Raw genomic sequence first — 13,216 nt, 5'->3', positions numbered from 1 at the left:
AGCCAGTCTGGCAGGGAAATATGACAGAAAAATGAAGCGGCGTACCGCGACGCCGCACTAGTTGTTGGGTTTATCCTGTGGGGGTTTGCCGTTGATCAGATCGCACAGCATACCGACAAGCATTAACCGGACTTTAAAAGGAGAATGAGTAAACACGTTTAAGCACCTCTTGAATTCATTCATAACGACCTCCTGTAACTTCGTCCTTCGCTCCTTGAAGAATGTGTGTATTACGTACAGATATAGCACAGGCTATATTTTATAGCTATGGCTAAAACGTTAATTTTTTGTTCTCCGTGCGCGATCCATTACAATAGGGATCCTTTTATATGATGCTTGATGCGTCACAGGAATGAGGAAGCACAATGAACCGTCGCGCAGGTAAGCCAATAACAAAAAAAGTGACGCAGCTAGTGAATGTCGAAGAGCACGTTGAGGGATTTCGTCAGGTGCGCGAGGCGCATCGTCGGGAGCTGATTGATGACTACGTGGAGCTGATCTCCGATCTGATTATGGAAGTAGGAGAAGCCCGTCAGGTCGATATGGCCGCGCGTCTTGGGGTGTCGCAGCCAACGGTTGCGAAAATGTTAAAAAGACTGGCCAGCGTCGGGTTGATCGAACAGATCCCCTGGCGGGGGATCTTTTTAACCCCGGAAGGCGAGAAGCTGGCCCATGAAAGCCGGGAACGCCACCAGATCGTCGAAAACTTTTTACTGGTGATCGGTGTTAGCCCGGAGATTGCTCGTCGCGACGCCGAAGGGATGGAGCACCATGTCAGCGAAGAGACGCTGGCAATGTTTAAACAGTTTACCCTCAAGCAGGGGTCACTGGGAGAATGAACCTCGTCTTTGTTCAGTCGCTGATCCGCGACCGCTTTTTACATCTGCTGTTGATTATTGGCGTTGTTTTAAGCTTCTTTGTTCCGTTTGCTCCCGCCGCCTGGCTTCACGCCATTGACTGGCATACGATTATCACCCTTAGCGGGTTGATGCTACTGACCAAAGGTATCGAACTGAGCGGCTATTTTGACGTAATTGGCCGCAAAATGGCGCGCCGCTTTGTGACCGAACGCCAGCTGGCCATTTTTATGGTGCTGGCGGCCGCGCTGCTTTCCACCTTCTTAACTAACGACGTGGCGCTGTTTATTGTCGTACCGCTCACGCTGACCCTGAAAAAATGGTGCGCCATCCCAACAAGCCGGTTAATCATTTTTGAAGCGCTGGCGGTGAACGCCGGGTCGTTGTTAACACCTATTGGAAATCCGCAAAACATTCTTCTTTGGGGGCGCTCAGGCCTTTCCTTTCCGGCCTTTATCGGCCAGATGCTGCCGCTGGCGGCGGCGATGATGATCACCTTGCTGGCGCTGTGCTGGTTCTGTTTTCCCGCGAAGCGTCTCAACTATCAGAGCAGCGATAAGGCGCCATCGTGGCAGCCAACGCTGGTCTGGAGCTGTCTGGCGTTCTATCTGGTCTTTTTGATCGCCTTAGAACTGAAGCAGGAGCTGTGGGGACTGGCGCTGATCGCGTTGGGTTTTCTGCTGCTGGCGCGGGCGGTGATTATCAACGTCGACTGGACGCTGCTACTGGTGTTTATGGCGATGTTTATTGACGTTCACCTGCTGATCCAGCTTCCTGTTCTACAGCATGCGCTCAACGGCGTCGGCCAGCTCTCGGCGGGAGGATTGTGGCTGACCTCGATTGGCTTGTCGCAGTTTATCAGTAACGTCCCGGCGACCATTCTGCTGCTCAATTACGTTCCGCCCTCAACGCTGCTGGCCTGGGCGGTTAATGTCGGCGGGTTCGGCCTGCTGCCAGGCTCGCTGGCCAATCTGATTGCGCTGCGAATGGCCGGCGATCGCCGTATCTGGTGGCGTTTCCACGTCTATTCCCTGCCCATGCTGCTGTGGGCGGCGCTGGTGGGGTATGGATTGCTGCAGTTCTGATTTTTAGAGAATTGGGCAAGAAACGGACAGAAACGCCACATTCGCGCTCTCCTTTTCCGGGGTATAACTTTATTCACGATGGTGAATCACCCTGATTGAAGGAGAGTTCTATGCGTTATCAAAAATTGGGCCATACCGGCCTTTTTGTCTCTGAACTGTGCCTGGGCACCATGACCTTCGGCGGTGAAGGCGGCCTGTGGGGTAAGGTAGGTCAGCTACGCCAGGCGGAGGCTGAGCGGCTGGTGGGCAGCGCGCTCGATGCGGGCATCAACTTTATCGACACCGCAAACGTTTATTCGGAAGGGCGCTCGGAAGAGATTACCGGCCAGGCGCTGAAGAATCTGAAAGTGCCGCGTGAAAATGTCGTGGTGGCGACCAAAGTGTTTGGCGAGACCGGCACCGCAGGCGTGAACTCGCGCGGCAGTTCGCGCTATCACATCATCGGCAGCGTGAAGGAGAGTCTGCGTCGCCTGCAGCTCGATCATATCGATCTCTATCAACTCCATGGCTTCGACCCGGCGACCCCCATCGAGGAGACGCTGTATGCGCTGGATAATCTCGTGCAGCACGGCCACGTCCGCTATATCGGCGTGTCGAACTGGGCGGCATGGCAGATAGTCAAAGCGTTGGGAATATCCGAACGACTGGGGCTGGCGCGCTTTGCCTCGTTGCAGGCTTACTACACCATTGCCGGGCGCGATCTGGAGCGCGAGCTGGTGCCAATGATGCAGAGCGAAGGTCTGGGCCTGATGGTCTGGAGTCCGCTGGCGGGAGGGCTGCTCAGCGGTAAGTACGATCGCGACGGGCAGTCGGCGAGCGGCGGCCGTCGTCAGGAGTTTGATTTCCCACCGGTGGACAAAGCGCGGGCTTTTGACTGCATTGATGTGATGCGTGAGATTGCCGATGCGAAGGGCGTTTCGGTGGCGCAAATCGCGCTGGCCTGGTTGCTTCATCAGCCAGCGGTAAGCAGCGTGATTATTGGCGCGAAGCGTTCAGAGCAGCTCGCCGAGAACCTTGCGGCAACCAGCATTACCCTGAATGATGATGAACTGGCACGGCTTGATGCGGTCAGCACGCTACCGCGAGAGTATCCGGGCTGGATGCTGGAGCGCCAGGGAGAATACCGTCGCGACCAGCTCGCACAGCAGTAATTTCCGTTCTTGCACGCCGGATCGTCTGTTTCGCGATCCGGCTTTTTTATCCGCTGCGCTCACAAAAAACGATCCCTGAGTTTGCCCGAAAATAAGATTTCGTTTATATGACTAGTCATGAAATTTATATGACTAGTCATAGGTGCGAGCGATGAACAGAACACTGGCGGCAGATTTTCTATGGGGTAACTCGGTTTCCAGCATGCAAACCGAGGGAGCGTGGAATGAGGGGGGTAAAGGGATGTCGGTTTACGATATCCGCCAGCCGGCGGAATTGACTTCTGACTGGAAGGTGGCGACCGATTCGTACCACCGCTACCGGGAAGACTTCGACCTGATGCAGGATTTGGGCATGAACTGCTATCGTTTCCAGATAGCCTGGAGCCGCGTTTGCCCGGAAGGCGACGGTGAGTTCAATGAAGAAGGTATCGCCTTTTATCACCAGTTTATCGATGACCTGATTGCCCGCGGCATTGAGCCGATGATCTGCCTCTATCACTTCGATATGCCGCTGTCGCTGGCTGAACGCTACAACGGTTTTACCGACCGTCGGGTGATGGAAGCCTTTATTCGTTACGGGCAGAAGATGATCGACTGCTTTGGCGACAAGGTAAAGTGGTGGCTGACCTTTAATGAACAGAATCTCTACCATATGCCGGACGCGTTTCTGATTTCTGGCTACATGCGCGGCGAGAAGACCCTGCGCGAGCTGTATCAGATCCAGCACCACGTGATGATGGCCCACGTGCACCTGACGCAGTATCTGCACCAGGCGAAGCCACAGTGCCTGATGGGCGGCATGCTGGCCCACGCGCTGGTTTATCCGGCGACCTGTAAACCGCGTGATATCCTTTGCGCCCAGCAGCTCGACGAGTTTTTAAACCAGAATCTGCTGCGCGCCTTCGCCGGGGAGGGCTACAGCCCGGAAGTCATGCACGTTGTCGCCCGCGAAGGCTTTGCGGATATTTACCGCGCAGAGGATCTGGCGCTGATGGCGCAGGTCAAAATCGACTATCTGGCCTTTAGCTACTATGCCAGCAAGGTTCTCGACAGCGACCCGATCCCGCCGGGTACGCCGGTGAACCACTACATGCAGTTTGGCGATAAAAAGAATGACTTTCTGCAGGCCACCGAGTGGGGCTGGCAGATTGATCCGCTGGGTTTTCGCACCATCATTACCCGCTACTACAACGACTGGCGTCTGCCGGTCTTCCCGATTGAAAACGGCATCGGGGTGATTGAGTCCTGGGACGGCGAGAACCCGATCGCTGACGATTACCGCATCGCCTATCATCGCGATCATATCAACGCCATGAAAGAGGCGATATTTGAGGACGGCGCGGAAGTGGTTGGCTATCTGGGCTGGGGGCTGATCGATATCCTTAGTTCGCAGGGCGATATGCGCAAACGCTACGGCGTTGTCTACGTGAACCGTGAAAACCACGACCTGAAGGATCTTAAACGCGTTCCGAAGAAAAGCTATGCCTGGCTAAAACGGGTCATTCGCAGTAACGGCGAAGAGATGTAACGGCGCCTCGCGCGGGCAGATGGTATATTTTGCCCGCCAGTCGCTATCAGCAACGTAAAAGGATCGGGGAATGACGGCCAAATATCTGAGTATCGCGCGGGAAATCAAAAAACGTATCATCAGCCAGCAGTATCCCGCCAGCGCGCCGTTACCCGACCAGTTCGCGTTAGCGGCGGAGTTCAGCACCAGCAGGATGACGATCCAGCAGGCGATGCGTCAGCTGATTGTCGAAGGCCTTATCTACACCCGTAAGGGGCAGGGAACCTTCGTGCGCAAAAATTTCCTCCAGCTTTCGCAGTGGGAACTGCCCGGTAGCGACTATTTTGGTGCCACCAAAACCTGGGAGCACTTAGGGGAAGTGGCTAGCCGGGTGATTCGCTTCGAGCTGCGCTTTCCGACGGAAAAGGAGCAAAGTTCGTTACTGATTGACGCCGATGCCCCGGTCTATGATTTCGTTCGCCTGCGGCTGCTTAACGAGGAGCCGGTGTCGCTGGATCTCACCGTGATGCCGGTCGCGCTGGTGCCCGGCCTGAATAAAACGCATCTCGAAGGCTCGGTGTTTCGCTACCTGCAGGAGACGCTGGGGCTCAAGATGATGGGATCGTATCGGGTGGTGCGGGCGATGAAACCGCAGGCGCTGGACAGGGAGCACCTCAACTGTGAAGCGAGCGATCCGGTGCTGGAGGTGGAGCAGGTGATTTATCTGGAGGACGGTACGCCGCTGGAGTATGCCCATTGCCACTATCGCTACGATCACGGCGGAATTATTCTGGTGAATAACGGATAAAAAAAGGGCGGGCACCGGGCCCGCCGCTCTGCGCGATGCGCTGTTAGTTCAGACGCACAGGCATACCGGAACGGTTCTGGATCGCCTGATCGACCACGCTCTGGTCTACGTCAGTCTGGCTGGTAATCGCCTGTACGGATTTGGTCAGGTTAATCGGTACGATCTCACCGCCCTGGAACTGCTCTTCAGTGGTGGACAGCGGGTTGTGAACTTCAATGAAGCGGCTGCCGTCAGGCTCGGTAGTGGCTTTTACCGGCTCATCAATAAACTCTACGCGGGTGCCGACCGGCACGTTTTCAAACAGGAATTTAATATCGTCGTTACGCAGACGCACGCAGCCGTGGCTGACGCGCAGGCCGATGCCGAAGTTGGCGTTGGTGCCGTGAATAGCGTACAGGCGGCCGATATACAGCGCGTACAGGCCCATCGGGTTATCAGGGCCGGCCGGAACAACGGCCGGCAGCGGTTCACCTGCTGCGGCATATTCAGCGTGCATTTTGGCGGTAGGCGTCCAGGTCGGACCGGCTTTTTTACGCTCAACTTTGGTTACCCAGTTGATTGGCGTGTCTTTGCCGAGCTGGCCGATACCGATCGGCAGCACGATGACGGTGTTGGTGCCCTTCGGATAGTAGTAAAGGCGCATTTCCGCGCTGTTGATGACAATACCTTCATGCACGGTGTCCGGCAGGATCAGCTGCTGCGGGATATTCAGCACGGTGCCGCCTTTCGGCAGGAAGGTGTCCACGCCCGGGTTGGCTTCCAGCATGTTGGATAAACCCATCTGGTATTCGGCGGCGAAATATTCCAGCGGCTGCTTGTTGCCTTCCGGAATGGTGATCACCTGGTTCTGGCCAATCAGACGGCTGCCGTCGGTAGGCAGAGGGTAGGTTACAGCAGAAGCTGTGTTGCAAAAGCCCACGATGGCGAAGGCTGCCGCGAAGAGTGTTGATAATTTCATAATCTTTATGTCGTGGGCGATATTAATGCCGCACAGGCCTTTGTCAGTTTAAACAGGAAGTCGATGGGAGCGCATTATATGTGCTTTCCGGCAAACAGGTAAATGAGATGTGTACGAAATCACATTTTTTTCCTGTGACCGTGAGTGTAGCCCGTCAACGCTGGCCCTGCAGACTAAAAACGGGAGGGGGTTACCCCTCCAGAAGCCGTGCCTGGAGCGCTTCTCGCGCCTGCGGCGTGAGCTGATACTCTTTTTCCAGCCAGGCATCGACGCTGGCGTAACGTTCATCAATGCCGGAAAGCGCGGCGGCAAGGTAAGATTCATGCACCGTCATCATTTCCGCCAGGTTTTGCCGGCCGCGGGCGGTCAGCTCATTGCCGAGGGATTCGAGCAAAAAATCCTCGACCTGCGTCAGCATACCCTGGGTGAGCAGGTACTCCTCCATCACCGTGTGGCGATCGCAGCCGAGGGCGAACAGCGTCAGCGCGCAGCCCACGCCGGTACGGTCTTTCCCTACCGCGCAGTGCTGCAATAGCGCGCCATCGAAAGGCTCCATCAGCCAACCGGCCAGCTGGCGATAAGCAGCGTTATTGAATGGCAGCTGGCGATAGAGCTCCAGCATAAACTGCTCGCCGTTAAGGGCGTTTAGCGTGGCGGCGTTGAGCTCGGTGACTTTGGCGTTAACGTCGCGAACGTGCGGATTCGCGGGCGCGTTGAGGTAGCGAGCCGCTTCGTTCAGCTTATCAGGGCTACGATTCACTTCTCCCGGATCGCGATAATCAATGACCCGGCTAAGGGGGATTGCGTCCAGGTGGGTGAGGTCATCGGCCGTCATCATATGCAGCGAGCCGGAGCGGAATAGTTTTCCGGCCCGCACGCGGCGGCCGTCGGCGGTACGCTGGCCGCCCAGGTCACGAAAGTTGATACCGCCCTGCAGCGATAAGAAAGCCGGATGGCGGGAGAGTGTGGTCATAGGTTCCTTCCAGATTAAGGTAAAAAAATTACGCATTAAGCAGTGTAACCGCGCAATATGACACGACCCTAACACAAGCGTCATTGATGATTTTATAACGCCCCGTGAAAAGTGAAGCATTTGCTGGCATAATGTCTGGTTCATCACACTTCTCATTCTCTATTTTCAGGATAACCCCGTGCTAGTATCCAGCAACGTCACCATGCAGTTCGGCAGTAAGCCGCTGTTCGAAAATATTTCCGTCAAATTTGGCGGCGGCAATCGTTACGGCCTGATTGGCGCCAACGGTAGCGGCAAGTCCACCTTTATGAAGATCCTCGGCGGCGATCTTGAGCCGACGCTGGGCAACGTCTCCCTCGACCCGAACGAGCGTATCGGTAAGCTGCGCCAGGATCAGTTTGCATTTGAAGAGTTCAGCGTACTGGATACGGTCATTATGGGCCACGGCGAGCTGTGGGAAGTGAAGCAAGAGCGCGATCGCATCTACTCCCTGGCGGAGATGAGCGAAGAAGACGGCTATAAGGTGGCTGACCTTGAAGTGCTCTACGGCGAGATGGACGGCTACTCCGCTGAAGCGCGCGCCGGCGAACTGCTGCTCGGCGTCGGCATCCCGGTTGAACAGCATTACGGCCCGATGAGCGAAGTGGCTCCCGGCTGGAAGCTGCGCGTGCTGCTGGCGCAGGCGCTGTTCTCCAACCCGGATATCCTGCTGCTTGATGAACCGACGAACAACCTGGATATCGACACCATCCGCTGGCTGGAGCAGACCCTCAACGATCGCGACAGCACCATGATCATCATTTCGCACGACCGTCACTTCCTGAACATGGTTTGTACCCACATGGCGGATCTGGATTACGGCGAGCTGCGCGTTTACCCGGGCAACTACGATGAGTACATGACCGCGGCGACCCAGGCGCGTGAACGTCTGCTGGCGGATAACGCCAAGAAAAAAGCGCAGATTGCCGACTTGCAATCTTTCGTGAGCCGCTTTAGCGCCAACGCCTCTAAATCTCGCCAGGCGACCTCGCGCGCCCGTCAGATTGACAAAATTAAGCTGGACGAAGTGAAAGCGTCCAGCCGTCAGAACCCGTTCATTCGCTTTGAGCAGGATAAAAAGCTGTTCCGTAACGCTTTGGAAGTGGAAGCGCTGGCAAAAGGCTTTGACAACGGTCCGCTGTTTAAAAACTTCAACCTGCTGCTGGAAGTGGGGGAGAAGATCGCTATTCTGGGCGCCAACGGCGTGGGTAAATCCACAATGCTGAAAACCCTGGTCGGCGATCTGACGCCGGATAACGGTACCGTTAAATGGTCCGAGAACGCGCAGATTGGCTACTACGCGCAGGATCACGAATATGAATTCGAAAACGATCTGACGGTATTTGAGTGGATGAGCCAGTGGAAACAGGAAAGCGATGACGAGCAGGCGGTGCGCAGCATCCTGGGCCGACTGCTGTTCAGCCAGGACGATATCAAAAAGCCGGCGAAAGTGCTCTCCGGCGGCGAAAAAGGCCGTATGCTTTTCGGTAAGTTGATGATGCAGAAACCGAACATCCTGGTGATGGACGAACCGACCAACCACCTGGATATGGAATCGATCGAATCGCTGAATATGGCGCTGGAGATGTATCAGGGAACGCTGATTTTCGTTTCTCACGACCGTGAGTTTGTGAGCTCGCTGGCGACCCGAGTCGTTGAAATTACGCCGGAGCGCGTGATCGACTTCACCGGTAACTACGAAGATTATCTGCGCACTAAAGGTATCGAATAATTTTCTGTTGCTTGTCCCGGATTGCGGCGCTGCTGCGCCCTATCCGGGCTACCGGCCCGCAGACGGCGATGGACCTGTAGCCCGGGCAAGGCGCGTCAAGCGCCGCCCCCGGGAGCCGTTAGCAGAGTGGCTGAATTTCCCAAAGGCGCTGCTGCGCCTTATCCGCACTACACCCGCCACTCGCTCCTTTCTTCACCGTTCACCAGCAGCCTGCGTTTTTCCCCCGCCGGCAACGACACCTTCAGCGCTTTCCACGCCGGACGATAATCGCCGCGCGCCTTGACCTTCAGGTTAATGCTGGCGCTATCGCAGACCATTTCCCATTCCACCCACAGCGCATTGCCGTTCCGGTAGCCCCAGCTTTCGCCGTCGTCTTCAAACAGCAGGCCGCGACAGGTCCCCATGCCCTTCAGCGGGAACAGCTTCAGCTCGCGATTATCGTCTGTTTGCGCATCGACGTGGCGGACGCGCTCGCTCAGCGGCAGGCCTGCCCCGGCGCGAACCAGCAGGGGCAGTTTTTCCAGTGGCGCATCAAGGGCTATCCACTGGCCGCCCGCATACCACTGGTGGTTGTAAAAATCGTACCAGCCGTCCTGGTTTGCCGGCAGCCACACGCGGCGCTGACGCGCGCCGGGTTCGACGACGCTGGCAACCAGCAGATCGCGACCCAGCAGGAAGTCGTCGCATTCGGCAAACGTCTGCGCATCGTGTTCGTGATCGAGGAAGGTCGGGCGCAGCATCGGTTCATCGTCGGCGTGAGCCTGCCACAGCAGGGTATAGAGGTACGGCAGCAGACGATAGCGCAGCTCAATGGCTGAACGGATAGCTGGGGTGACCTCCGGGTACATCCAGGCTTCGTTGACCGTCTGGTCGTCATTCCACGAGTGAATGGTAAAGCGCGGATGCATAACGCCGTTTTGTACCCAGCGCACGAACAGCTCCGGGTCCGGTTTATCGCCAGAGAAGCCGCCGACATCGTGTCCGACGTTGAACAGCCCGGACAAGCTCATTCCCAGCCCCATCCGGGTGTTGTAGCGTAGCGTGTCCCAGTTGGTGCGGTTATCGCCGCTCCAGGTCTGAACGTAGCGCTGCATCCCGGCGCAGCCGGAGCGAGAGATCAGATACGGGCGTTTCTGCGGCGCAAAGCGCTGCTGAGCCTCCAGCGACGCGCGCATCATCAGCAGCGGCATCACCGGGCGAATATGTTTGATAGCAATTTCGTGGCCGAATCCGTGACAGCGGGCTTCGCCGTCCCAGACTTCATACTCGTTATTATCGTTCCACGTAGAGTCGATGCCCATCTCCAGCAGCTGGGTCGTCACGCCTTCCTGCCACCAGGCGACAGTTTGCGGGTTGGTAAAGTCGAGATGCGACCCTTCGTCATCCCAGAAGCTGGAACGCTCGGGAGCATCAGCCTGTGAATCGCGGATAAAAAGCCCGCGCTCCGCGACCTCGTGATAGCGCGGATGGTCCTGCAGCAGGCAGGGCTTAATATTGGCCGCCAGCTTCAGTCCGGCATCGTGGAAGGCCTGGCTCATCACCTTCGGCTGCGGCACCTTGTCGTTGTTCCAGTTAAAGACGTAGCGCTTGCCGTCAATCGAGGTATAGCCGGAAGATAGCTGGAATGAATCGCACGGAATGGCGTGTTCATCGCACAGGCGGATGAAGTTCATCAGCTGGTTTTGCGCATCCGGCGCGTCGGTGTAGTGCATCGTCGAACCGCTGTAGCCGAGACTCCATTTCGGTCCGAACAGCGTTTTGCCGGTCAGGCGGACGAACGCTTTGGTGATATCCAGTACCCGTTTGCCGGAAAAAAGATAGTAATCAATGTCTCCCGCTTCCGCCTGCCAGCGGCGATAGGCGGTATGGTAATTATCGATTTCGTTGCCGAGATCCAGCCAGCAACTGCTCAGGTTGTCGTAAAACAGACCGTAGCTGACATCGCTACGCTGCGCGATGGTAAACGGAATATGCTTGTACAGCGGGTCGGTGCTCGCCGCGTTATAGCCCATGGCGTCGAGGTTACGCATCTCATAGCGTTTACCGTTACGCTGCAGATCGCCGGCTTTTTCGCCCAGACCATAGAAGCGTTCGTCTTTGCGGCGGCTCAGGTAGTGGGCAACGCCGTCGCCGTGCGCATTCGCCAGGTAGGCGCTGGTGGGGCGGTCGTTAACCAGCGGCTGCCACTCGCCAGCTTCATCGCGATAACTCCATTCCAGCCACAGCGGCTGGTGGACGGTGACGCGCAGCTGGTCGGTGGCGATGCTCAGGGTATCGCTATGCTCCGTGAGCTGCCAGGCGGGGAGGCTAAAGCCGCTCAAATCTTCGCGCGGGCGTCCTTCCCACGGCACGTCCTGCTGGGGAGCGATACTCCAGGTGCGATCCAGCGCCAGCTGGCCGTGCCGCTTTAGCAGCACGCGGAACATATTCTCTTCCAGCACGTACAGACACAGGGTGTGCTGGCCGTCTACGATCAGCTCAACGTGGTGGTCCAGCCGTTGGTGTAAGGTCCAGTTTTTCAAAGTCTTCATTTTTTACATCCACTCTCAGGCGCGTTTTGCGCGACGTTCAGCAATAAATGCCACCAGGAATACCGCGCCAATCAGGTCAAAGAACCCCATGGCGATAAATAGCGGGTTGAAGCCGATTTTGTCGGCGGTGACGCCAATCAGCAGCGAGAATAGAAAGCTGGCGATCCAGGCGGCGGAACCGCGCATCCCGTTCACGGTCGCCATCTGTCCTTTATCGAACGACTCCACCACCAGCGCGCTGAGCATGCAGGAGATGATCTGGTGGCCGAAGCCGCCAATTGAAATCAGTACGATGGTGATATAGGGATCGCGGGTGATCGCCACGGTGGCGAGCGAAATCATCAGGAAGGCGCCGGTGACGGAGCTGGCGACCACCGAGTTCACCCGCGAGCAGCCGAACCAGCGGGTATACAGTTTGGTCAGATAGCCGCTGGCGACGCTGCCGAGGTCGGCCGCCAGAAACGGCAGCCAGGCAAACATGGCGATTTGTTTTAAATCCATGCCGTGCTCTTTCGCCAGGTAGAGCGGTACCCAGAAGCTCAGCACCGCCCAGGCGGGCTCATCCATAAAGGCCGGAATGGCGATACCGTAGAAGCGCTTGTTTTTCGATACGGTTTTCAGCGCGGTAAAGAAGGGCAGTTTGACCGGCGGCGCTTCATTGTCCTGCTGGATAAGCGCCAGCTCGGCTTTGCCGAGGTTAGGGTGTTTTTCCGGGTTATGATAGAACGCCCACCACAGTACGACCCATGCGAGCGCCAGCGCGCCGGTGAACATAAATGCACCCTGCCAGCCGAACGAGGCGTGCGCGAAGTAGATAATCGGCGGCGCCAGCATGGCGCCGATGGAGAAACCAACCCCGGCCCAGCCTGCCGCGATTGGGCGTTCGGATTTAGGGAACCACTCGCCGAGTGTTTTGGCGTTAGCTGGCGTCGCTGCCGCCTCAGCGCCGCCCATGAAAAAGCGCAGAATCGCCAGGTGCAGCCAGCTCCCCGCGCCGGCATGGGCGATGCAGGCGATGGCCCACAGCGTGGCGCAGATCATAAAGCCGAGCTTGAGACCAATGACGTCGATAAGCCAGCCGCAGAGCGGCTGAAAAATGGTATACGCCAGCTGAAAAGCGCCGACGATCCACGAGTACTGTTCAGTGGTAATACCGAGAGAGGTTTTTAATTCCGGGGCGATAATCCCCAGCGAATTGCGCGTGATGTAGTTAACGGTGACGCCGAGCAAAAACAGCACCAGCATCCACCAGCGCAGGTTCTTCACTATGCGGCGTGATTTACTGACCGCCATATCGTTATTGAGGCCTTGGCTCATAGAACTCTCCACGAGACATGTAGTAGGGAAAATTGACTAACCCGCTTGCTGAGTTGTCGCTAAAATTTTCTATTTCGTTGTTTGTTAAGGTTGATGTCTCGACACTATTGGTTGACTAATATCAAAGGTGTTGGACCAATTCAGGCTAAGGGAGAATGCGAGCGGACAATAGCGACAATTCTGCAAATATTTTCATGGGACGATCCAGATCGCAGTATGACATCGCCAAATCGCTTAAAAATATTCACATTCTCAATA

11 protein-coding genes are annotated in these 13,216 nt (G+C 56.5%); 6 read left to right on the top strand and 5 right to left on the bottom strand.

Annotated elements, in window-relative coordinates; translation table 11 throughout:
• Positions 1-57 precede the first annotated feature (57 nt).
• Positions 58-183 carry a manganase accumulation protein MntS gene (mntS, locus tag K7H21_RS19000; RefSeq protein ID WP_004130761.1) on the bottom strand — a complete coding sequence of 42 codons (126 nt, stop codon included), beginning with the start codon at positions 181-183 and terminating at the stop codon, positions 58-60.
• 182 nt (positions 184-365) lie between these two features.
• On the opposite strand from mntS, the gene mntR reads away from it, so the two are divergent.
• From mntR to K7H21_RS18975, 5 genes are all read left to right on the top strand, one after another.
• The gene (gene mntR / locus K7H21_RS18995; RefSeq protein ID WP_004130763.1) at positions 366-839 is read left to right on the top strand and encodes a manganese-binding transcriptional regulator MntR; all 474 of its coding nucleotides are present in this window, start codon (positions 366-368) and stop codon (positions 837-839) included.
• Positions 836-1,942: an anion transporter gene (locus tag K7H21_RS18990; RefSeq protein ID WP_049114795.1), complete on the top strand. Its 1,107-nt coding sequence runs from the start codon at positions 836-838 to the stop codon at positions 1,940-1,942. The genes mntR and K7H21_RS18990 overlap by 4 nt, the downstream gene beginning before the upstream one ends.
• Before the next feature lie 110 nt (positions 1,943-2,052).
• Positions 2,053-3,093 (top strand): aldo/keto reductase, encoded by a 1,041-nt coding sequence (locus tag K7H21_RS18985; RefSeq protein WP_142467785.1) that lies wholly within the window; start codon positions 2,053-2,055, stop codon positions 3,091-3,093.
• Positions 3,094-3,244: 151 nt separating this feature from the next.
• A complete protein-coding gene (locus K7H21_RS18980; RefSeq protein ID WP_112165371.1) occupies positions 3,245-4,621 on the top strand; it encodes a glycoside hydrolase family 1 protein in 1,377 nt (458 codons plus the stop codon).
• A gap of 70 nt (positions 4,622-4,691) precedes the next feature.
• Positions 4,692-5,408, top strand: a complete 717-nt coding sequence (locus K7H21_RS18975) for a GntR family transcriptional regulator (RefSeq protein ID WP_004130772.1) — start codon at positions 4,692-4,694, stop codon at positions 5,406-5,408.
• A gap of 43 nt (positions 5,409-5,451) precedes the next feature.
• Here K7H21_RS18975 and ldtB read toward each other — a convergent pair whose 3' ends face one another.
• Together ldtB and K7H21_RS18965 are read right to left on the bottom strand one after the other, a co-directional pair.
• Positions 5,452-6,366: a L,D-transpeptidase gene (ldtB, locus tag K7H21_RS18970; protein WP_004130773.1), complete on the bottom strand. Its 915-nt coding sequence runs from the start codon at positions 6,364-6,366 to the stop codon at positions 5,452-5,454.
• 190 nt (positions 6,367-6,556) lie between these two features.
• Positions 6,557-7,339: a tyrosine-protein phosphatase gene (locus K7H21_RS18965; protein ID WP_004130775.1), complete on the bottom strand. Its 783-nt coding sequence runs from the start codon at positions 7,337-7,339 to the stop codon at positions 6,557-6,559.
• A 178-nt stretch (positions 7,340-7,517) separates the two neighbouring features.
• On the opposite strand from K7H21_RS18965, the gene K7H21_RS18960 reads away from it, so the two are divergent.
• Positions 7,518-9,110, top strand: a complete 1,593-nt coding sequence (locus tag K7H21_RS18960; protein WP_004130777.1) for an ABC-F family ATPase — start codon at positions 7,518-7,520, stop codon at positions 9,108-9,110.
• Between the two features lie 167 nt (positions 9,111-9,277).
• Here K7H21_RS18960 and K7H21_RS18955 read toward each other — a convergent pair whose 3' ends face one another.
• Together K7H21_RS18955 and K7H21_RS18950 are read right to left on the bottom strand one after the other, a co-directional pair.
• Complete coding sequence (locus K7H21_RS18955) at positions 9,278-11,641, bottom strand: glycoside hydrolase family 31 protein (protein WP_004130779.1); 2,364 nt, start codon at positions 11,639-11,641, stop codon at positions 9,278-9,280.
• A 15-nt stretch (positions 11,642-11,656) separates the two neighbouring features.
• Positions 11,657-12,958, bottom strand: a complete 1,302-nt coding sequence (locus tag K7H21_RS18950) for an MFS transporter (protein ID WP_223035286.1) — start codon at positions 12,956-12,958, stop codon at positions 11,657-11,659.
• Between the last annotated feature and the right edge of the window lie 258 nt (positions 12,959-13,216).

The organism is Klebsiella sp. CTHL.F3a, assembly GCF_019890895.1.
Taxonomy (GTDB): Bacteria; Pseudomonadota; Gammaproteobacteria; order Enterobacterales; family Enterobacteriaceae; genus Klebsiella; species Klebsiella grimontii.
The sequence above is the reverse complement of the archived record's forward strand: the minus strand, read 5'-3'. Positions and strand labels throughout refer to the sequence as shown.